This is a genomic window from Pontibacter sp. GD13 (assembly GCF_058216355.1).
In genome coordinates, this window is the sequence record NZ_JBYZMQ010000001.1 from 455,595 (window position 1) to 478,314 (window position 22,720).

General features: G+C 46.5%; 14 protein-coding genes. 8 read left to right on the forward strand and 6 right to left on the reverse strand.

What is annotated here, in order from left to right; genetic code table 11:
* Positions 1-46: 46 nt before the first annotated feature.
* Positions 47-2,149 carry a polyphosphate kinase 1 gene (ppk1, locus tag AC4BAN_RS01810; protein WP_490562654.1) on the reverse strand — a complete coding sequence of 701 codons (2,103 nt, stop codon included), beginning with the start codon at positions 2,147-2,149 and terminating at the stop codon, positions 47-49.
* Between the two features lie 281 nt (positions 2,150-2,430).
* Here ppk1 and AC4BAN_RS01815 point away from each other — a divergent pair, with 281 nt between their 5' ends.
* Complete coding sequence (locus AC4BAN_RS01815; RefSeq protein ID WP_490562655.1) at positions 2,431-3,372, forward strand: DUF5996 family protein; 942 nt, start codon at positions 2,431-2,433, stop codon at positions 3,370-3,372.
* A gap of 34 nt (positions 3,373-3,406) precedes the next feature.
* On the opposite strand, the gene AC4BAN_RS01820 is transcribed toward AC4BAN_RS01815, so the two are convergent.
* Together AC4BAN_RS01820 and gyrB are read right to left on the reverse strand one after the other, a co-directional pair.
* Positions 3,407-3,952, reverse strand: a complete 546-nt coding sequence (locus AC4BAN_RS01820; RefSeq protein WP_490562656.1) for a lipocalin family protein — start codon at positions 3,950-3,952, stop codon at positions 3,407-3,409.
* Positions 3,953-4,102: 150 nt separating this feature from the next.
* Complete coding sequence (gyrB, locus tag AC4BAN_RS01825; RefSeq protein WP_490562657.1) at positions 4,103-6,061, reverse strand: DNA topoisomerase (ATP-hydrolyzing) subunit B; 1,959 nt, start codon at positions 6,059-6,061, stop codon at positions 4,103-4,105.
* A gap of 496 nt (positions 6,062-6,557) precedes the next feature.
* Between gyrB and AC4BAN_RS01830 the strand changes: the two genes are divergently transcribed.
* The 7 genes from AC4BAN_RS01830 (at position 6,558) to AC4BAN_RS01860 (ending at position 14,276) form a co-directional block, all read left to right on the forward strand.
* Positions 6,558-6,983 carry a DUF2267 domain-containing protein gene (locus AC4BAN_RS01830; protein ID WP_490562658.1) on the forward strand — a complete coding sequence of 142 codons (426 nt, stop codon included), beginning with the start codon at positions 6,558-6,560 and terminating at the stop codon, positions 6,981-6,983.
* A 160-nt stretch (positions 6,984-7,143) separates the two neighbouring features.
* Complete coding sequence (locus AC4BAN_RS01835) at positions 7,144-7,557, forward strand: OsmC family protein (RefSeq protein ID WP_490562659.1); 414 nt, start codon at positions 7,144-7,146, stop codon at positions 7,555-7,557.
* Between the two features lie 192 nt (positions 7,558-7,749).
* Positions 7,750-8,205 (forward strand): hypothetical protein, encoded by a 456-nt coding sequence (locus AC4BAN_RS01840; RefSeq protein ID WP_490562660.1) that lies wholly within the window; start codon positions 7,750-7,752, stop codon positions 8,203-8,205.
* Positions 8,162-8,857: an SCO family protein gene (locus AC4BAN_RS01845; protein WP_490562661.1), complete on the forward strand. Its 696-nt coding sequence runs from the start codon at positions 8,162-8,164 to the stop codon at positions 8,855-8,857. The genes AC4BAN_RS01840 and AC4BAN_RS01845 overlap by 44 nt, the downstream gene beginning before the upstream one ends.
* On the forward strand, positions 8,844-9,260 hold the full coding sequence (locus AC4BAN_RS01850) for a c-type cytochrome (protein ID WP_490562662.1): 417 nt from the start codon (positions 8,844-8,846) through the stop codon (positions 9,258-9,260). Before AC4BAN_RS01845 ends, AC4BAN_RS01850 begins: the two co-directional genes overlap by 14 nt.
* 334 nt (positions 9,261-9,594) lie before the next feature.
* A complete protein-coding gene (locus AC4BAN_RS01855; RefSeq protein ID WP_490562663.1) occupies positions 9,595-12,813 on the forward strand; it encodes a SusC/RagA family TonB-linked outer membrane protein in 3,219 nt (1,072 codons plus the stop codon).
* Positions 12,814-12,824: 11 nt separating this feature from the next.
* Entirely contained in the window at positions 12,825-14,276 is a 1,452-nt protein-coding gene (locus AC4BAN_RS01860) for a SusD/RagB family nutrient-binding outer membrane lipoprotein (protein WP_490562664.1), read from the forward strand.
* Between the two features lie 367 nt (positions 14,277-14,643).
* Here AC4BAN_RS01860 and AC4BAN_RS01865 read toward each other — a convergent pair whose 3' ends face one another.
* From AC4BAN_RS01865 to AC4BAN_RS01875, 3 genes are read right to left on the reverse strand one after another with little or no spacing between them, the layout of a single operon-like run.
* Entirely contained in the window at positions 14,644-17,880 is a 3,237-nt protein-coding gene (locus AC4BAN_RS01865) for a DEAD/DEAH box helicase family protein (RefSeq protein WP_490562665.1), read from the reverse strand.
* Between the two features lie 10 nt (positions 17,881-17,890).
* Positions 17,891-19,759, reverse strand: coding sequence for an RNA/DNA-binding domain-containing protein (locus AC4BAN_RS01870; protein WP_490562666.1), 1,869 nt, complete (start codon positions 19,757-19,759; stop codon positions 17,891-17,893).
* Complete coding sequence (locus AC4BAN_RS01875) at positions 19,759-22,719, reverse strand: site-specific DNA-methyltransferase (protein WP_490562667.1); 2,961 nt, start codon at positions 22,717-22,719, stop codon at positions 19,759-19,761. Before AC4BAN_RS01875 ends, AC4BAN_RS01870 begins: the two co-directional genes overlap by 1 nt.
* Position 22,720 lies beyond the last annotated feature (1 nt).

Genomic DNA, 22,720 nt, shown 5'->3' on the forward strand with positions numbered 1-22,720 from the left:
GTAATAATTATACGCCGGCTGCTGCCAGGAATTTGCTTAGAAGTTACTAGACCAGTTCCACATGCTCCAGCTCGGTGTAATTCTTATTATAAAAGAGCTTGTGCACATCCACTACCTCCTCGTTTACCGCCGTGCGCTTCTTTACATAGGTGCCATCCTCGCGCATAATGTATGAATTCTGGTTATCGAGCAGGTTGTAATACAGCATGTTCACCGCTTCCTTTTTCAGCTCCTCGTTCACGATCAGGAACAGGGCCTCAATCCTGCGGTCAAAGCTGCGCACCATGCAATCGGCGCTGCCGCTGTACAGTTTAGGATCGCCGTTGTTATGGAAGTAATACAGCCGCGTGTGCTCCAAGTACTCCCCCACTATACTTTTAACGGATATATTCTCACTTAAATCCTCACGGCCCGGCCGCAGGCAGCAGATGCCCCGCACAATCAGTTTGATGGGTACGCCCGCTTTGGAGGCTTTGTACATCTCATCGATGATCTCCCTATCCTCCAGTGAGTTTATCTTGATCACGATCCCGCTTTTAAGCCCTTTTTTAGCGTTGCGGGCCTCGTGCCGGATCAACTCGATCAGTTGGTGGCGCAAACCCTTGGGCGAGGTAAGCAGGTACTTGTAGTCGTTGGGCCTGGAGTGGCCTGTAATCACGTTAAAGAACTCCGACACGTCGTGGGCATACACCTCGTTAGTAGTCAGCAGGCTGATGTCCGTGTAAAGGCGCGCGGTTTGCTCGTTGTAGTTGCCGCTGCCAATGTGCACGTAGCGCGTCACCTTCTCCCCTTCCTTGCGGATGATCATCATCATTTTGGTATGCGTTTTATACTTGCTGATACCGTAGATCACAAAACAACCGGCTTTCTCCAGGCGCTCGCCTTCCTTGATGTTGCGCTCCTCATCGAAGCGGGCCTTCACCTCAAAAAGCACCGAAACGTGCTTGCCGTTCTCCGCAGCCTTTAACAGCGCCGCCGTCACGCGCGACTGATCGGCCAGCCGGTAAATGGTTTGCTTGATCCCCAGCACCGAAGGGTCCTCGGCTGCCCGTTCCAGCAGACTCACTACCGGCTCCATGCTGTTATAAGGGTGGTGCAGCAGCACGTCATGCTCCTTCAGGTACTCAAACATATCTACCCCATCGCTGGGCAGGCTAAGGGGCAACACCGAGGACGGCTGCTTAAAGCCCCTGTCCTTAAACTGCCGGTGCTTAATGATCTGAGACAGGCCTCGCAAATCCATCAAGCTGTTGACCGTGAAGATATTGGCATTGTCGATGGTCCAGCGCTCTTTCAGAATGCGGAGCATAAACTGCGACGGGTTGCGCTCAATCTCCAGGCGCACTACCCGCCCTTTTTTACGCGTTTTAAGCTTGGCCTTGATCTCCTGTACAAAGTCCGCCTCCAGGTCATCTGATTCCTCCAGGGTAAAATCGCCGTTGCGGGTAATGCGGAAGAGGTTGGCAGACACGATCTCCACGTTGCGGAAAAGCTTCTTGATCTTCCAGCGGATTATTTCCTCAATAGGCACGAAGATGATCTTTTCCTTGCGGTTAATTTCGTAGAAGCGCGCCAGGTTCTGGGGTATCTGCACGAACGTAACCCGGTCCTGCGCTTTGATCTCATCCGTTACCCGCGTTACCACGCCAAAAGTAAGCAGCTGGTTCATCAGCAGCGGAAAGCCGTGGTAGTTGTCGTACACCATCGGGGTTAGCAAGGGGTAAATCGTGTTCTTGAAATAGCTGTCTACTTTCTTTTGTTCGATCTCGGTCAGGTCCTCCACTTTCAGGATATCGAAGCCGTTCTTCTCGAACAAAGGCTGCAATTCACTGCTGTACGTCAGGTACTGGTCGTTTACATAGCGGTGCGCATAATCGAGCAGCTTTTTACGGAAGGGCAGCTCGCGCAGGCCCGAGTAGTCCAGGCGCTCCTTGCCGTAATCGAGGTAATTGTACAAGCTACCCACCCGGATCATGAAGAACTCATCGAGGTTAGAGGAAGTGATGGTCAGGAACTTGAGCCTGTCCAGAAAGCTTTTGTTGGTGTCGCGCGCCTGGTCCAGCACGCGGTAATTGAAGCGCAACCAGCTCAGGTCGCGGCTTATGTATTTACTTCTTTTTATCTGGTCAGAGACCTTATTGACAAGCATGCTATCAGTTTTTTTTAGACCTTGTAATTACCCGGTAAAGGCCAACGGCGTTACATTAAACCAAAATATAAGTATAAAGTATAGCTATTCCTTTCTGTGGCTGAGCTTTTTTACCTTACTGGCTAACGGAACATTAAATTTACCATTTTATACATACACCTAGATTTTAAAAAGCACCTTTTTTAATAACTGCGCCTTTATCCGGGAAAACAAACCGTTAAGGTGGGCATCCAAACACAAAAAATTAATAACTCCGTACCATATAACAAAACCCACAGAGTATGGTGACAGAAAACAACAACCCATCATTTAACCCCGAGTTCCTGCCGCTGCCATTGGAGGAATGGGAACCCACCAAGGAAACCCTGCACCTGTATATGCAGGTTATCGGAAAGATAAAGCTAAAGTTAATGCCCCGGCGCAACCACTGGTGGAACGTGACGCTGCTCGTTACCCCGCGTGGCATAGGCTCGGGTCCGATTCCCTATGAGAATTTCACCTTTCAGGTTGACTTCGATTTTATAGCCCACCGATTAAACATTGAAACCAGCACCGGGAAAATGGAAAGTTTTGACCTGCATGACGGTTTGAGGGTGAGTGAATTTTATACTTCGGTGATGGCTGCTCTGGAAAATCTGGGAATCGAGGTGCAGATACTTGCCAAGCCCTACGATTTAAAAAGCACGACACCCTTTGCAAAAGACACAGCGCATGCTACGTACAAGCCGGAGCAGGTGAACAGGTATTGGCGCGTGCTGGTTTGCATAGACCAGGTGATGAAAGAGTTTAGCGGCAGGTTTTATGGCAAAACATGCCCCGTGCACATCTACTGGCACCACATGGACCTGACTGTTACACGATTTTCAGGCAAAAGCATACCACTCCGCGAGGAAGCCAGCGTGGTGGAGAAAGACGCTTACTCGCATGAGGTGATCAGTTTCGGCTTTTGGCCCGGCGATGAACAGGTCCGCTTCCCGGCCATTTATTCCTATACTTACCCCTCTCCCGCGGGTATTGATCTGGAGCCGCTGGAGCCGAAACAGGCTAAATGGGTGGATTCTAATGGCAGCCCCATGGCCCTGCTCAATTACGAGGAGCTTATTACCCTCCACAACCCTCACCAGGAATTGCTGAATTTTATGGAAACTGCTTATAAGGCCGGTGCCAGCTTAGCAGATTGGCCCATAGAGGAGTTAAAGGCTATTCCGCTAAATGACCTGTAAGAAGCAAGTGATACTTTAACCAACAGAAGGCTGGCTAATGACAGCTCTGGTCCATTAATTCCAGTTTTTCAACAGGGAACCCTTTGCTTTTGGCTTGCTGCACCATCAGGTTAAAAATGGAAGGGTCCAAAACCGGCGTGCGAGACAGAACCCAAAGGCTCTCGCGGTCAGGTGACCCGACAAGGACATGCTGGTATTCCGGGTCCAGCTCAATGATCCAGTAGTCGCCTTTGAAGGGCCAGAAAAACTGCACTTTTAACTTGCTGTTGTTGCTTCCTGCAACCGGAAAAGCCTTTCCTTTCACAGATTCCTGATCGCCGTTGGGGCCTCCTTTGCGGCAGCTGTTATACACTTCCACATACCCATCCTCATTTAGTTTATACTCCGCATACACGCAATGGCACCCTTTCTCAAACCGTTGCGGCAGCGAGGCAATCTCATACCAACGACCTGTATACTTGGACAGGTCAACGTTCGGTACTGTTTCGAGTGGGGCATGCGTTGAGCTGCAGGAATTTAGCAGCGCCACTCCCAAAAGCACTGCCCCTGTACCAAGTATAAGTTTAGTCTTTTTTTGCATAGATCTCTCCTGTTTGTATCTCTTACACCTGAAAACAGCAAAGGGTTGAGGTTGTTAGGCCGGTGTCGGATACCTGCGGTGCTGAACTTTGCTAAAACAAAAAGAGCCGGCTTTGCAGCCGGCTCTTTTTTTAAAGTACAAACCTTTTTTTTACACGTCTACGCGTGCGTACTTGGCATTGCGTTCGATAAAGTCGCGTCGCGGGCCAACTTCATCTCCCATCAGCATCGAGAACAGATGATCTGCCTCGGCCGCCGACTCAATATCCACACGTTTCAGGCTTCGGGTGTCCGGGTCCATGGTGGTGCTCCACAGCTGCTCCGGGTTCATCTCTCCAAGTCCCTTATAACGCTGCACGTTTACGCTGTCTTCCTTGCCTTTCCCTAAATCTCTGATGGCATCGGCACGGTCTTGCTCGCTCCAGCAATAACGCTCTTCCTTACCTTTTTTAACAAGGTATAAAGGTGGCAGGGCAATGAATACATACCCGTTTTCGATCAGGTCGCGCATGTAGCGGAAGAAGAAAGTCAGGATCAGGGTTCGGATGTGTGATCCGTCCACGTCAGCATCCGTCATGATGATCACCTTATGGTAACGCAACTTCAGCATGTTCAGGGCCTTATCATCCTCTGGCGTACCAAAGCTAACCCCCAGTGCTGTGATCATGTTCTTGATCTCCTCATTCTCGTAGATGCGGTGTTCCTGCGCCTTCTCCACGTTCAGGATCTTACCGCGCAAAGGCAGAATTGCCTGAAACTTACGGTTACGCCCCTGCTTGGCAGAACCACCTGCTGAGTCGCCCTCTACCAGGTAAATCTCGCAGTTCTCGGGGTTGCTGTCAGAACAGTCGGCCAGTTTACCGGGCAGGCTGGTGCTGGAAAGCACGCTCTTACGCTGCACCATTTCCCTGGCCTTACGGGCCGCAAAACGGGCCTGTGCAGCCAGAATCACTTTCTGAACGATAATACGAGCCTCTTTCGGATTCTCTTCCAGGTACTGGTTTAGCATTTCGCCAACTGCCGTATCCACGGCACCTGAAACTTCTGAGTTCCCCAGCTTGGTTTTGGTCTGTCCTTCAAATTGCGGCTCCTGCACCTTTACCGATATAACCGCAGTTAACCCCTCCCTAAAGTCATCACCGGCAATATCCACCTTTACCTTGTCCAGCATGCCAGACTTATCGGCGTAGGCCTTAAGTGTGCGGGTTAGGGCGCGGCGGAAACCTGCCACGTGGGTACCGCCCTCTATGGTGTTGATGTTGTTCACATACGAGAAAATATTCTCGGTATAGGAGGTGTTGTACTGCAGGGCGATCTCTACCGGGACCCCGTTTTTCTCACTCTCCACATGAATAGGCTCCGGGATCAGGTTTTCCCTGGTTTCATCCAGGTAAGCCACAAACTCCTTCAAACCGCCTTCAGACAGGAAAGAGTCGTTCAAAGGCACTCCCTGCTCGTCTATCTCGCGTAGGTCGCTCAGGTTTATCCGTATGCCCTTGTTTAGGAACGATAGTTCGCGTAAACGACTGGCAATGGTATCATACTTATACTCGGAGCTAGTGAAGATGGAATCGTCTGGCTTGAACTGCACCATCGTCCCGGTCTTGTCCGTGGTTCCGATCTCGCGCACCGGGTAGGCCGGCACGCCAATGTTGTAGTGCTGCTCAAATATTTTCCCGTTGCGGTGCACGGTAACGTGCAGGTCCGTGGACAGCGCGTTTACGCAGGATACACCCACCCCATGCAGACCACCGGAAACCTTATAGGTATCCTTGTCAAACTTACCACCGGCATGCAGCACCGTCATAACAACCTCGAGGGCCGAGCGCCCCTCCTTGTGGTGAAAGTCTGTTGGTATGCCGCGGCCGTTATCCGACACTGTTACCGAATTGTCTTTATTGATCTGTACATTGATCTCGTCACAATGGCCGGCCAGAGCTTCATCAATGGAGTTATCTACTACTTCCCAAACCAGGTGGTGCAGCCCTTTAATGCCGATATCGCCAATGTACATAGCGGGGCGCTTTCGAACTGCTTCGAGTCCTTCCAGTACCTGGATGCTATTTGCTGAATAATCGTTCGCTAATTGCTTATCTTCTACTTCACTCATGTGTGTAATTGGGTAGATTGAATAGGTAAAATTACCAATTTAATTTGGTTTATGCTATACTTTTAGGGGGCACAAAACAGGCATATTCCTGCCTGCCCCGATGCATGCCCCAAGATGGGGATGTTTATCGCTCAATTTTAACAATTTACAGCGGCCAATAGTGCCAAACGGGCGCCCCAGAACCCCGATAAACACAATAAATTAACTTCAGTAAATAGGCTTGTGCTTTGAAATTTCGATACCTCCCATTCGGGATGCGCACAAGTTTCAAAGCACCCTCTAACGCTCTTGTCCATAGCCTATCTTCACCATTACGTAGCCTGGGAGGTAAATTCAGTAAATCCAGCCTGGTCCGGCCATTACCAGTTCCTTCGCACAGCAATCTTTGGCCGCCACGTCGCTCTCTGCCGCAAACACGTCACCCCTTTAATAACCCTGTTGTTTTGCTCTCGTTACTTTATGTGTAATGTCACATTTAAAAGAAGGAGGTTATACTATGGCTATGAACTTTGAAAACTATCTGAAGGAAGGAAGAACCTGGCTGAACGAACTCAGCACCTACCTCGGGATTGAGGATGAGCAGAAAACCGGCAGGATTTTCAGGGCGGTGCTGCACGCCATCCGCGACCGGATTCCGACGGCCGAGGCTATTCACTTCGGAGCACAACTCCCCATCATCTGGAAAGGCATTTACTACGACGGATTCACTGTGCACGAGCCCGTGCGCATTCGGCACGAGGATGAGTGGCTGGAGTTTATTCGCAGCAAAGACGCGTTGGCCGAAGATGCAGATTTCCCAACCTTAGACCACGCCTACTATGCTTTTCAGGATGTGATGACATTTCTGCAGGACCATATTTCAGAAGGCCAGTACCGGCAGATAACCCATGCGCTACATTCAGAGATCACTGTACCTGTTTAAGCATCATTTTATATATAAAAAAGGTCTGGCATGGGTCAGACCTTTTCTTGGCAGCTCCTGAAACGCTTAAATGATGTCTGTCCGGAAAAAATACAGGCTACTTTAAACAATTTACCGTTTCCTGAATTTAACTCTTACACAACCAATATAAAATCTCATCATGAAAAGAAAAGCGACCGCCGTTTGGAATGGAACCATTAAAGAAGGCAAAGGCCACCTTAGCACACAAAGCGGAACACTAGACAAAAAGCAGTATTCTTTTAACTCACGCTTTGCCGAGGGCACAGGCACTAACCCTGAGGAGCTTATTGCGGCCGCGCATGCGGGTTGTTTCAGTATGAAGTTAAGTGGTAACTTAACAGAGGCGGGGTTTGAGCCTGAGACTATTGAGACGCAAGGCACCATTACATTAGAAAATGGCGCTATCACCGGTTCGCACCTGGAAGTAACCGTGCAGGCAAAAGGCATAGAGCAGTCAAGATTTGATGAGCTGGTGCAGGATGCTAAGAAAAACTGCCCGGTATCAAAGCTCCTCAATGCTGAGATTACTGTTTCAGCCAAGCTTAACGCGTAAAACCGGCTAGCTTGTTACTGCTTCCCCAGGCTGGTAACTGGCAAACCCTACCAGCCTGGGCAGAGGCAGGCCCCCTTTGCACATGCCACATCTGTATCCTACCTTTGCACCAGGTTGAGGGTGATGGCTCAAGGACATAACTTTAAAATTGACTTCGGTGGGCTGCCATTTAATACCACCTAAGGTGCTGACATGACAAAGACCCTCTTTCTTGTAACAATTTGCTTCTTAATATTTCCTGGTTGTAAACGCAGCCACGATACTGCAGCACAACAGTTCACGCTCCAAAGCCAGGTATTGGAAGCTCACGACGAAGCAATGGCAAAGATGGACACCCTTTATCACCTCCGCCGGCAAATGCGCGCTTACCGCGACACGCTCGAAAACCATTACAATGACACTTCTGCTGTCGCTTTACAACTCAGGGCGCAAATTCATTATTTAAACAAGGCTGATGAAGCCATGACAAGCTGGATGCAACAATACAAGACGCCTGTAAATCTTTCTGAGGAGCAGGCAGTAGGGTATCTCCAGAAGGAGTTAGTAAAAATTGAAAGCGTAAACACCTCCATGGATTCAGCGATCCATGCTGCTACAAAAATGTATGATACAACTAAGAAAAAGTGGCTTGTTGAAGATCAAAAGTAGTGTACTTAATTTTCTGACGGCCATTCTCGCTTTATCGTTGGCAGGCTGTAGTTCTAACGAGCCTGAAACAAAGACATTGCCTATTTTGGGCGAGCGGGAAGTGGTGGAACGGCAGGTGAAGGGAAAGATAGCAGCAGACACACTTTACCCGCAAATACCAGACTTTTCCTTTGTAGACCAGGATAGTCAGCAGGTTACCAACCAGACGTTTAAAGGCAAGATCTATGTGGCGGACTTCTTTTTCACGTCCTGCACAACTATATGTCCGAAAATGAAGACCCAGCTGCTGCGGGTGTATGACCTTTACAAGAACAATCCGAACGTGGCCCTGCTATCGCATACCATTGACCCGGTACACGACAAGGTGCCAGTGCTGAAGGACTTTGCCGAGCGCCTGGATGTGCAAACAAAAAGCTGGCACTTTGTAACCGGCGAGAAAGACAGCGTTTATGCCATAGCGCCGCATTACCTGGTGTCGGCCATGGAAGACAGCCAGGAGGCCGGTGGCTTTATCCATAGCGGGGCTTTTGTGCTGGTAGATGAAAACCGCCATGTACGGGGCATTTACGATGGCACCGCCCCAGCGCAGGTAGATCGGCTGCTGCAAGACATTCCGGTGCTGTTAAAAGAAGCGAAGCATGTCGAGAAATAAACGTAATACTGTGTTTTTTTGCGTGCTAGCCCTCATCACCCTGACCCAGTGCTTCACTGAAAAAAGTAACGAGGGCAAGCGCATTTACGAGGCTAATTGCCAAAGTTGCCACATGGAGGACGGAAGCGGCCTGCGTGGGCTTATCCCTCCTATTGCCGGCTCAGACTACTTACAGAACCATCGGAACGAACTGCCTTGCCTGGTACGGCATGGCCTGGAAGGGAGCATCACAGTGAATGGCGTGAGCTACGATAAAAACATGCCTGGATCAGAGGCCCTGCGCGAGGACAAGCTCACCAACTTACTCAACTATATTCAGACGAACTTTGGCAATAACAACGAGCGTTTTACCATGCCCGAAGTAGAAGCCCTGCTGCAGAGCTGCCCTTCGAGACCAAAATAGACCGCTGGTTCTGTCGTACAATCCTTAACAATGCCGCAGTGTATTAAAAAGTGATTATAAAACATCATAGACAGGTCAAAACACGGGATTCTTAAGAGCTTGTAGATGGCCATAGCCTTTCAAGTAAAATACCAGAGCACCCCTACCTATAACTAAATAACTTAATACCAAGTATATACTACATGGTTTGTTGTATATAAACAACCTCTCCACTCCTCATACGGCAGCACCATTGCCGGGCTCTTATGTGCATTGCTGAACGGTAGCTATAGGCTGCGTTGCTTTAGACATTTACATACAGACACATCCCATATTACTATAACCTATTAAAACAATGAGAGGACTTTTATTTCGAAGTCTTTTCCTGGTGCTGGCTTTTACTATAAGCGCTTATGCACAGGTCAAGACTGTTTCCGGAAAAGTAACAGATGCAGTATCAAACCAACCTTTGCCAGGAGTTTCTGTTTTGGCGAAAGGCACAACGGTAGGTACCGCCACAAATGAGAATGGCAACTATACCCTTAGCGTTCCAGAGGGTTCCAACACACTTGTATTTCGCTTTTTAGGTTACCAGACAATAGAACGCGCTATAGGAAATGCCGCCACAATTGATGTAGCGCTTCCGGTTGCCACGCAAGCCCTTAGCGAGGTAGTAGTAACTGCGCTGGGTATTGAAAGAACAAAAAATGAACTACCCTACGCTGCTCAAAAGGTGGAGGGTGAACAACTTACCAACACCCGGGAAGCAAACTTTGTAAATGCACTTTCTGGTCGGGTTTCAGGGGTTACTGTTCAGCGCAACAACAACCTGGGAGGCTCAACAAATGTGGTTATCAGGGGCAACAAATCGCTTTTCGGCAACAACCAGGCGCTGTTTGTGGTAGATGGTGTTCCAATTGATAATGCCAACACCAACACCGCCAATCAGGTAACGGGTCGTGGAGGCTACGACTACGGCAATGCTGCAGCCGACATTAACCCAGATGACATAGAGTCGATTAACGTACTGAAGGGGGCTGCTGCCACAGCACTTTATGGCACCCGGGCAGCAAACGGCGCTGTGATTATCACAACCAAAAAAGGCCGGGCAGTAGAGGGGATTGGTGTCACCGTGAACACCAGCGTGAACGTAGGCTTTATTGACAAAAGCACCTTTACCGATTACCAAAAAGAGTACGGTGCAGGTTATGGCTCCTACTACGAAGACCCATCCGGCTTTTTTCTGTTCAGAGACATTGATGGAGACGGCATGGAAGACCTGGTTGTACCGACTAGTGAAGATGCCTCCTACGGTGCCCGCTACGACCCCAACTTACTGGTCTACCATTGGTACGCGTTCGATCCCTCTTCCCCATTTTATCAGCAGAAAACCCCATGGGTGGCTGCCGAAAATGACCCTACCGACTTCTTCAAGCATTCAGTTGGAACCGCCAACAGCATTTCGCTGGATGGTAGTATAGACAAGGGATACTTTAAACTTGGCTATACCAGAAATTCAGATAAAGGCATATTGCCTAACAGTGAGATCCTAAAGAATTTTTTAAACTTTGGAGCTTCCTACAACGTCACTGACAAACTAAATGCATCAGCCTCCATCAATTACACCGTGGTAGAGGGTTTAGGCAGGTACGGCACCGGTTACGATGATAAAAACGTTGCCACAAACTTTAGACAGTGGTGGCAGACAAACGTTGACATCAGACAGTTGGAAGAGGCTTATAATAGAACAGGCAGAAATATTACATGGAACTGGGCTGACCCGGATGCCCTTGTCCCTATTTATTGGGATAACCCCTACTGGACCCGATTCGAGAACTTTCAGAATGATGAGCGGAACCGTTATTTCGGCAATATCCGGTTAAACTACAAATTAACAGACTGGATTGACATCATGGGAAGAATCTCGCTCGATTCGTACAGGGAAATTCAGGAAGAAAGGTATGCAGTCGGATCGCTTTCGCCAGCCGAATACCAGCGTTTTAACCGGGATTTTAGTGAGCGTAACTACGATTTGATGGCAAACATCAATCGTGACCTGACTGATGCCCTGAACCTGAGAGCTACGATAGGTACCAACATCCGTAAAACAGAAACAGCTTCTATATTTGCCAAGACTAACGGAGGCCTGGTAGTGCCTCGGTTTTATGCTCTGAGCAATTCTTTGAATCCATTAGAGCCTCCTCTGGAAGAGGATATTGAGCTACAGGTAAATGGCTACTTTGCCAGCACCACCCTAGGTTATCAAGATTTCATTTTTCTTGATTTGGCCTATAGGGTAGACCAAGCCTCCACGCTACCCTCCGACAACAACACCTTCGGGTATGGCTCCGTGTCTACTAGTTTTGTTTTTACAGAGCTAATAGAGCCACGCCAATGGTTAACAAACGGTAAATTGCGGCTAAATTATGCGGAGGTGGGTAATCTGGCCCCGGCTTATTACGTATTCGACATTTACTCTAAACCTACTCCGTTTGGCACCATTCCCTTGTTCTCAGTGCCAGGAGATAAAAATAACCCTAACCTGACGCCTGAGCGCACCAAGAGTTATGAAGCGGGCGTTGAGATGTCGTTTATGGACGGCCGTACCGGCTTTGATGTTACCTACTATAATTCAAAGTCTGTCGACCAAATCGTACCTGCCTCTGTATCTAGGGCAACCGGTTATAACAACAAGATCACCAACCTCGGGGAGATCGAGAACAAAGGTATAGAACTCTCCCTTTATGGTACTCCAATCAAGACAACCGACTTATCCTGGCAAGTTAGCTTAAACTGGACGCGAAACAGGAACAAAGTGTTGGATTTAGGAGAGTTTGACAACTTCCAGCTAGGCACATTCCAGGGAGGCGTTTCCATTAACGCGGCTGTAGGAGAACCTTACGGCACCATCAGAGGCTCAAACTTCGTGTACCTGAATGGGAAGCGCGTGGTGGATGAGGATGGATACTACCTGATTTCCCCCACTTCAAACGAGGTTATCGGCAATGTGAACCCGGATTGGATAGCAGGTCTTTCGAACAACTTACGCTATAAAAACATAACGTTTGGCTTCCTGATAGATGTAAAAAAAGGTGGTGATGTATTCTCTCTTGATCAATATTACGGCCTTGCAACCGGGGTTAGCACAGCAACTACCTTCACAAACGACTTGGGCAACCCAGTCAGAAACCCACTTGACGAAGGAGGCGGAATAATTTTGGATGGGGTCAAAGACGATGGAAGTCCGAACGATATCAGAGTAAGTGCCGCTAATTACGGACTTTTTGGTTATGCTTACAACCCCGCCGCCGGATTTGTTTATGACGCCGGCTATGTAAAGTTACGCGAAATAACCCTGGGGTATGTTCTGCCCACTTCTGTCCTTTCCAGCATAGGATTTATAAAAGGGATCGAGTTATCAGCTTATGGCCGGAACCTGTGGATCATACACAAGAACCTCCCTGATGCTGACCCGGAGGACGGGCTTAGTTCCGGCAACTTAACAGGAGGCTATCAGGTGGGTAGTTACCCAACTACCAGAAACATTGGTCTCAATTTAAAAGCACGATTTTAATTATTGGAGATATGAAAAAGCTAGTTGCAATATGTATACTTGTAGTATCAGTTTTTGCTTGTACAGATGAGTTTGAGGAATTGAACATCGACCCCAAAAGAGCCAGTGAGAATATTCCTGCAGAAACTCTTTTCTCGAATGCTCAGAAGAATTTGACCGACATTATAACCAGCAGTAACGTTAACCTGAATATTTTCAGATTACTGGCCCAGTACTGGACCCAAACCACCTACACCGACGAGAGCAGGTATGACCTGAGTACCAGGAATATCCCTCAAAACTTCTGGAATATTTTGTACAGGGATGTTCTAAGGGATCTCAGCGAAGCTGCAAAACTTATCAACCAAAACCCTGACCTTTCTGATGCAGAACGAGCCAACCAGCTTGCAATGGTTGAGATCATGCAAATATACGCCTGGGCCGTGCTTGTAAACACATATGGTGACATCCCCTACACTGAGGCTCTCAATATAGAGAATGTGGTGCCGGTGTATGACGATGATGCTGCGATCTACAACTCTTTGTTAAGCCGGATGGATGCAGCCATCGCCTCGTTAGACCCGGCTGCCCCCGGCTTTGGGTCAGCAGACCTTATTTACAGTGGTGACATAATGGAATGGATAAAGTTCGGCAATTCGTTAAAGCTGAAACTTGGCATGACCATAGCAGACGTTAACAGTGCAAAAGCCGCTCAGGTAGTTGCAGAAGCAGCCCCGAATGTGTTTACCTCAAATGCCGATAATGCTACCTTACAATACCTGGATACACCACCAAATACCAATCCGATTTGGGTAGACCTGGTTCAGAGCGGAAGGCGTGATTTTGTTGCTGCAAACACCATTGTGGATGTGATGCAGGAACTGAATGATCCACGACGGGATGCCTATTTTACGACTATAGACAATACATTTATTGGGGGAATATATGGCAGAAGTAATAGCTACAGTCGGTTTTCAAAACCGGATGAGGCAATTACCAGCCCTACCTTTGAGGGTATGTTAATGGACTATTCTGAAGTGGAGTTCTTTTTAGCGGAGGCCGTGGCCAGAGGCTATATAGCAGGTTCAGCTGCAGATCATTACAGAAACGGCATCAGAGCATCTATGGAGTACTGGGGCGTGTCCGAATCAGAGATTACTACTTACTTTTCTGAGCCTGAAATAGTGGCAGATCTCGCTGTACTTGCTTCAACCAACGGAATGATCACGGAAAGACAAAAACAGGCCATCGGCACGCAGAAATGGCTGGCCCTTTACAACAGAGGGCACGAAGCCTGGACAGAATGGAGGAGACTGGACTACCCACAGCTACAACCTGCCAGCCCTGCAATTCTGGCAAACATTCCGGTTCGCTTTCCATACCCCGTGCAGGAACAAAACCTGAACACCAATAATTATAACGCTGCATCTACGGCCATTGGTGGAGACCTGCCAACAACCAGGGTATTTTGGGATGTAGACTGATACCAGCCATTGCGCCCCTCAGGGAACTGTGGATTCTTTGAGTTACAGCGGTTTTATCATAGCATCTTGCCGGGGCTGACCTAGCCGGACTAGTCCGTTGTAATGTTCGCACAGGCATAGAGTATTCTTCCTGCTGATTTTGGAGTGGAGCTAAAAACGTACAGAGAACATGAAAAACGCAGTTTGCCGATTGGATCCGTTACTTTTAGCCGCAAACAGGTATAACGCACAGCAAAATGATAATAAGTTATTTATTTTAACCGATACATATAAAGCAGCCTGTAGAAAATATCAATTAGACTCAATAATATAACAAGTAAAAGCAAAGTGTCAGAATAACTAATTCTATTCTGACGCTTTTCTTTTCCTATGCCATGATCGCATCTAATGTTACCTGACCAATTAATCTAGAAATATATTCAGCATTCTGGTCTTCCTGAAAGAACACATGGTTTTTGTTGAAGTCGCTAATGGACAGGCTGTCTTTCCAATTTACTTCCAGCCATTTCGTATTCGAAATAATGAATGAGTTCAACACCAGATTTTCACCATTAACCTGTGGCTGTACCTTCTCCGATAGGTACTTATAAAACTGAATTTTAGGGTCGTTTATACCTTTTGAATTCCGTATACCTTTGGGGTCTATAAAAGTGAGGTACTGAGTGCTGCCTTTTTTAATCCAAAGTATGAAGTCGGGATAAAAGTTGTTGCCTTCCGCAAAGAACCCAATCCCTTTTTTACTTTGGTTCCGCAGCAAAAACACCTCGTCCAACTCTTTTTCCGCTTTTATACCGACTATCTGCTTTTCAAAATCTTTCATAAACAGGTGCTCCGCATCGTTTAGAGCCACGGGATAAACCTGTAATTTGTTCTCGTAGCCTTTACCTAAGTAGATCAGCGGTTTGTACAAGTGTAGCAAATGGTCAAATGCCTCTACCTGACTGGCGATCTGAAGCGTTTTAAAGGTGCTGTCTGTCACTTCGGTTTTCAGCCTGGTGAACTTCTTCTCTAGGTCTTCTACTTCTTCGTTTTGGTTCAACCGAATATCATACTGCACAATCAGATTGTCGTCTGTAGGCAATAGCATACGTGTTTCGATGTGCTCGGCATTGAACCTGTTTTTGAAGTACAGATAAAACTGCTCGATATATTTTTTGAGCAGCACTGTTACCAGTTCCTGCCATACCTGCACGTTTTTAAACGAGCTAAACTCCATTTTATCCTGTGGGATGTATACCCTGTACCAGGCATTGCTTTGGATGATTTCTTGTAAGGAAATTAACTCAACCCTTAGATTAGCATAGCCTTTGCTTGCTTTGAAGGTCTGTATCTCAAAGTATACCTTGGTCCAGTCAATCAGCGCGAAGTGCTGTGGTTGCAGATAGCAAACCTGCTTGGTTGTTTCAGCTTTGCTGGCTCTTGCACTTTCCAGTGAGTCTATCTTAGGATACCAGTCTATTTCCACTTGTTTGTGGTTAAATACAGTAGTATTTAATTCGAGTTTAATAAACTCTTTCTTCTTGAAGTTTTCAGACTCTTTTACCTGAATCAGTTTCAGGTCGCTGGCTGCTATGTCAACTTTTTGCTGCGTAGGTATAGTAATGGTTACCCAATCACCTGTGTTTGTTGGAAGGCCCTCTTCTTCGAGTAATTCTTTGAAGCGCTCCATGTAATTGGCCTTCACCCCAAATATCTGCAGCGTTTCCAGCGGACGGAGCAGCTTACGAATTGCTCTCAAGTTTTCGGGGCGCTGGTAATCATCTAAACCTAAAGACCGCTTCAGACTAAACTGATAGCCCTGCAAACGCACCCCTCTTCCGAACAATTGAATAATCTGCGAGCCTTCGGACTTACCTATGTTCATTAAACCCATTGAACTTACCCGCCACGACGACCAGCCTTCTGTAAATTTCTTAGACCCAATCAACAGATTGATTTCCTGTTTCGGCTTCTCTTCGTTGATTTGAGAAAAAAGCGATTCCGAGAAATCCTTTTCAGTGCCGAGTATGCCATTTTTCAAGGCTAGGTCGTGGAGTTTCTTTTCGTCGCCCACGTTAATCACGCCAAAGTATTTGTCGGTGTCGCCCACTCTTAAACCCAACTCCCCAGTTGCTCCTTTCAGATTATCCAGATAAAGATTTGCGCCTATATTATGATTATGAAATACTTCTTTATTGATACCTTCAAAAATATGTTCAGGCGTCAGCTCAAGCTCATTTAGGTAGGCAAAACTCCCCTCAAAAATACTGTAGCCTTTGCCATCCAGTAAACCAGCCTTATTTGAAAGGATAAGCTCAATATTTTTAATATACGCTTCTCTGTTCTTCAGAAAGTCGGTTAGGAAATGTACTATATCCAGCACATCGGATGTTTCTTTTTTATTTTCGGTTCTCACCGCATTTACGCTGCTGCCCACAAATACCCACAGGGGCTTAAACAGCCTGAACTGCGCGGCTAGGTCGGGCTTATTTTTGAAAATAAGTAGCTGCTGGTAAAAGGAAAGCAGGTTTGCCGTTAGGTACTTGTTTTTAAAATCTATGTTATCTTCTTTCAGGTTCAGGATGCGGTAGTCTTTACCGTAACCGTCTTCATAAAAGTATTTGTAGGAGTAGTCGAACAGTATGCTTTTGGCATATTCCTGTGTAAGCTCTTCTTTCTTACCCTTTGCTGCTGCACTAATGGCTTGTCCAAAGGTGGCGGAGTACTCAAATGCAAAGCCCGTGGTGCTCAACTGGTCGCGAAAGCGTTTCCATTGGTCGCCGCTCATACCTCCGTGGCCTTCGTCTATCAGCACCAGGTTGTGGGTTTCAAAACTATCTACCGCCACCGTTTTATCTCTACTTTCTTCAGACAGCTTCGAAACCTCTATTATTTCGACCTCTCTGCCAGAGAACATCCCAGACTGGTTTTTTGTGAAAAGGTTAGCTGGAATACCAGATAGTTGAAAATCTTCTAAATGCTGCCTGGAGAGTGGTTCGTTGGGAGTAATCAGCAATATCTTGCTTTCATGCCCTTTGCTGTGCTTTTTGGCATAGTGCAGGTACTGCTTTATGTTTATATGCATCAGCAGTGTTTTGCCGCTGCCAGTGGCGTTCCAGAAGGCAATTTTGTTTAAGCCATGCTCTTTAAACGGGCTTACTTGGTAGGCCTTCTCTCCTTTTTTTAGCTTTTTAATAGCGGATGTTTCAAGTTGCTTGGCATTAAATAGCTTTACAAACACGTTTAAGTCGTGTTGCAGCTGGGTTTTATTACCAAAAAACTTATCCAAGTATACCTCTGTGAACAACAGCGACAGGTACTGAAAATACTTCCAAACAATCAGTTCATCGCGGCCTTCTGAAATTTCATGGGTATAGCGCACAATGTTCTCATCGTATTGCTGCAGCATGGTTTCGGTTACCTGTTCGGTCAGGTATAGGTGCGCCTTCAGCTGCTCTAGAAACTTGGTATTGCCTTCTTCGGTATAGCCTTCTACAGCTGAATATTTCAGCTCCTTAAATATCTCTACGCCTTCTTTTGAAAGGATCTTGGTGCCGATGGCATCTATGCCGAAAAGCGATAGCAAGTACTTGTTGAGTACGATCTTGTCGTGAAAATTCGCCATGTGTCGCTTTTTATCTTTTGGAAATGTATTTCTGATGTGGGTGGTTGCGCTGCGGATGCAGTTTTACTAGATAGCCATCTTTAATCATTTCAGGGATAATTCTGTTTTTCAGATATTTCTCTGAACGTCCGACCTTCTCGGCTATATCCTCCACCGATATATAATCATGCTGGCATACTTCCATTATCTGATTCTGAAGTGGCGTTTTTTCTTTGCGCTTCACATCTTGCAGGGAAGTGTCCACATCGGAGGTGTCCACATTTGAAGAGGTGTCCACATCGGAGGTATCCACATCGGAAGTGTCCTCATTTGAGGAGGTGTCCACATCAGAAGTGTCCACATGGCTGTAGTCAGTATTTAAACGGTAATTCGTCCATCTGTTTTTGCTTTCAGCCACCAGGTATTCTTTTTTGCAGAGGTCCTGCAACAATTTGGTAATGTCTGTACGGTGCAAATCGACGTGGTATTGGAGTTTGGCATTGCTGATATCTCCTTCTATTTCACAGATAGCAAGTGCGGTAAGTTCTTCCTTGCGCAATGACTCCACAGAATCACCAAAGTGTTCTTTCAGCTTTTGCAGGGTGTCTTCTGGAATAATGCTGAACATGGGCATTTGGAGTACAACACGGTCTGGTGAAGTTTCGATATTTACATAGGGGCTGCGCCAATGGGAGCTTTTCCAACCCGATATTATTTTACTCACCCCGCTGCCTGCTTTCTCTGCGCTGCCTATCATCAGGAACATGCTTTGCAAACTGCGGTTGCGGCACTCGCTTATGCCGCCTTTGTAAAACTGGTGCAAGGTAACCAACAGCGTGCCTGGGTTGGTGAAGGTAAACGACTCAGGGCGCGACTCAATGATAATACTACCAGGGGCGGTATAATCGGTATGAATCAAGGCATTAACAAAAGCTTCGCGCAGGGAAGTGTGGGCGGGTGTTTCATCGAGCCGCTGGCCTTGTACCAGTTGAAAGGGCTTAGGCAAACGGGAAGACAGTTTGGGGTATACCAATTTGTAAAACTGAAACAGGTTGCACTCCCAGGTCCCATCGGGGTATATGCGGTCTGACCAACGCATATCTTCATTTTCGGCAAGGACCTCACGGTAGTCAGGGAAAAACTTGGGGCAGCACTCTTCATCTGTTATGCTTCGGTATTTGCCAAACATAAGCATGCCTGCCATGGTAAAGCCTTCTTTTCTGCTTTTTCTATCTTTTCGGTAGCCGCCTAGCTGCTCTAAAAAAGGTATATCCTCCAGCGTAAGCCAGGGGTGCGAGGGTTTTACTGAGGACAACAGTTGCCGATATTGCCGTAGCGAGGCAACATCGATGTCGTCGAAGGTATAGCCTTCCAGTATTCTGCTGTCAGGGCTAAACGATAAGTCTGCGTCTGCCAGCATTCTTCTCACTTCCTCGTCGCGACATACGTAATCGCCTTCGTGGTTGCGCTTGTAGGTGTTCTTAAAAGGGTTGCTGGTCAGGTGTACAGGCTTTTGCTGACGGTCAGCTACGGGTATGTGAAAGGCCAGTACGTGTTTGTCTTCCAGCGAAAATGCCTTTACATCAGTGTTGCGCAGTAAGCTTACCGAGACAGTACTTGGGTTGTTGGCATTGTTCCAAAACTCGCGTTTGTATTTCTCTACCTGTTCTACGGTTAACCCATCGAACACGAATTTGCCTTTTTTCTCTTTTACACCTAGCACAATCACGCCACCAATGGTATTGGCAAAAGCCGAGTAAGTTTTCCAGAAGTCGTTCGGAAAGCCTCCCGCCGCTGACTTGTACTCAATTTCATCTGACTCTGCATCAGGAAAGACTTCCGAGAAAATGATGTAATCGGGCTGTCTGAAAATGTCGAATAAGTGTAGTTGCTTGTCCATTAGAGTTCTACCTCGTTAAACATCTTCTTGAAGAAAGTTTCCTCAATCAATTTGATTTTGAACTGATCGCCTTCGGAGCGTAAGTTCTCCAAGTGGTGGTCGCCGTTGATGTAGATTTGACCAAACTCGCGGGTGCGCTGGCTGTCGTAGAACCTGCCAATCAGTTTTACTACTTCCTCGTGGGTGGTGGTGTCGAGGTCGCGCCAAATCACGAGCGTGTTTATACCTGTACGGGTGGTGCCTTCTACCACTTTTATGTCTTTCACGCGCTGCACTTTGCGCACGTACAAGCCAATGAGGTAGTTAAAGGTTTCTACCAGGTCGACAGACGTAGGCTTGAGTTCGTTGTTTTGAGTAACTTTTAGCTGGTAACTGAACGGGTTGCGGAACATACCCAGGTTAAACAAGTGCTCACGGCTTTCCACTTCCAGCATGTATTGTAGCAGGTATTCTTCTTTGGCTTTGTCGCCGAAATCGAGCTCGGTGGTGGGCTTCAGGTATAGGTTGTTGAGCGTGTCCTCGTAACTTTCCAGTACCTGATATTTTACTAGCTGCGATATGCCGCCTTTGTCCTGTGGTTTTCCGTTTCGCCAGTTATCAGAATAGATTACTTTCTGAATGCGGGGCTTGGTCACGGTGTTGAAATAGGTACCCATCTCTACCAAAATATACTTACGGTTGCCGCCGTCTTCGCGGTTTAGTTTGATAGTGGCGTGACCTGTGGTGCCTGATCCTGCGAAATAATCAAGTATAGTGCTGTTTTTTTGAGATGAAACAGACAAGGCATCTAAAACTGTATAAATAGATTTCGGATAGCTGAAAAGGCTAACAGAATTGAAAAGCCCTTTCATTAGCATTATACCATTTGTCGAAGCATCATAGCGTGGGTCGTGCCAAATTGTTTTTGGCTTTTTACCTACTCCTTCAAATCTTCGTTTTTTTTGAAGTTTATATTGCCCATTAGAGAATGTTACTAAAATTTCAGTATCCTTTTTTTCTAAAAAGGTTTCTTTACCCCATCGCCAAGTCTTCTCTTCTCTGTCACCATTTATAGGTAAAACTTCAATAGAAAAATCATCATCTTTAATAAGAGACAGCTTTAAGTTTTTTGGATTTACATAAATTGAATAAAAAAGATTAGGTCGCTCAAATCTGTTTGAGTTGTTACCTGTACGCATATAGCCAGTAAGCGCATATTTTGATATTTCATCAGTCTTACTATACTGTAATACATCATTATCAGTAGCTATAAAGTTATTTATATTAGCCTGTTCCTTATTTGGTGAATAAACTAACATGTACTCGTGGGCCGTGCCAAAGAATTTATCGTCATTTCTGCCTCTTGGATTGTGAACCACTGTAATATTAGCAATGAAATTTTCTAAACCTAAAATATCATCAAGTGCTTTTTTGACGTTTGCTACTTCATAATCATCAATTGCAAGATTAAAAATCCCATTACTCTTCATAATGAGTTTTGATTGGTAAACTCTATTATGTATGAAACTTAAAAATGATGAATTTTTGAAAGTGTTTTTATAAATTATTTCACTGGATTTTGCATTATAAGGCGGGTCTACATAAATCACATCTACAGTTTCCCTTAGCTTTTCATTAAAGAAATTCAACGCCTGAAAATTCTCCGAATTGATCAGCAGTCCATTGGTTTGCTCGTCCAAGTTGTCGAACTCCGCCAGCAAGCTGTCTTTAAAATTTTCGTCAAAAAACTTGGTATCTAGCACCAGAAAGGGCTCAAAGGTTAGTTGCGCTTCGTTCTGTATCTCTACATCAAACAGGCGTTTCCATTCCGCGAGCTGGGCTTGGTTCTGAGCAATTTCGGAGTAATAGCCGTTTGGTATTCTGTCCAGCGTAATGCAGTAGTCGGTGCGCACCACAAACTTCTTTTTGAGCCAGAGTTTTTTCTGGAAGTTCTCTATCTGCGCCAAAAAGTCGATTACCTTTTGCGCCACCACTTTGATGGCTTTTACCTTGCTAAGCTGGGCTACAAAAAAGTCGGTTTGCTTGGTATTGATGTCGTCGAGGTATAGCACCTCGTTTTTGATATAAAAGTCCAGCTCACGCGACAGAAAGCCGCCCAAGTCTTTGTGAATGAAATAGTCGAAGCTGTTTTTGGCTACGTAGTCGTTCAGGTGTTTTTGCAGCAGGGTACGCTTGCTGTTTTTCTCGGTGGGGCTAAGCGTAAACACACTATTATAGCTGCCAGGCACCGTCTCGGTAAGCAATTCCATTGCCTCGCTAAGCAAGACATCTTGCTTCGTAGCCTTCAGGAAAGGCTCGTAAATAAAGTTGATGAACAGCTCACCATCGGTTTCCTCTACGGGCTGCTCTTTGTAAATAGCAAAGCGGCGCTCGGCATCGTTTTGGGTTTTATTATTGTTCTGCTCCGTGCTCACCTCCTTTAGCTGAAAGGTTACTTTGCGGCCATCGGGTGTGGTAAAGCTGTAGTTCTTAAAGTTCTCCGACGATTTAATGTAATACTGGTCGTGGTTTGCCCAGTGCAGTTTTACCTCCTCTCCCTCGTAAGGTATAGCATACACGTCTTTCTTATACCTGCGCATCGAAATAAAGTCGCCGTCTTTGTAATAGCGCCTGAAGAAGTTAGCCAAATGCGAGAACACCTCCTGCTCCAGCACATCGGAATTTTCGGCAGCTTTCAGTTTTTCTTTCAGCTGGTTATACTTCGGACTTTCTTCCGCCACAATGCCCGCATCGTCCAAGTTCTTCTTCAGGATCTTAAGTTCGCTCTCAAGCTGTGTTTTGTCCGTGGTTTGCGTTTCGCTCAGCGCTTTTTTTATATCTTCGGGTAGCTGCTTGTCAATAAACTCATTCACCTGCCTGCGCTTCTGGTTCATAATGCGGTAGATACCAAAATCCAGGTCTGCCTTATTCAGCTCAAATATATCGTTAAGTACGTCTTTTAACTGGGTATAATTATTCATC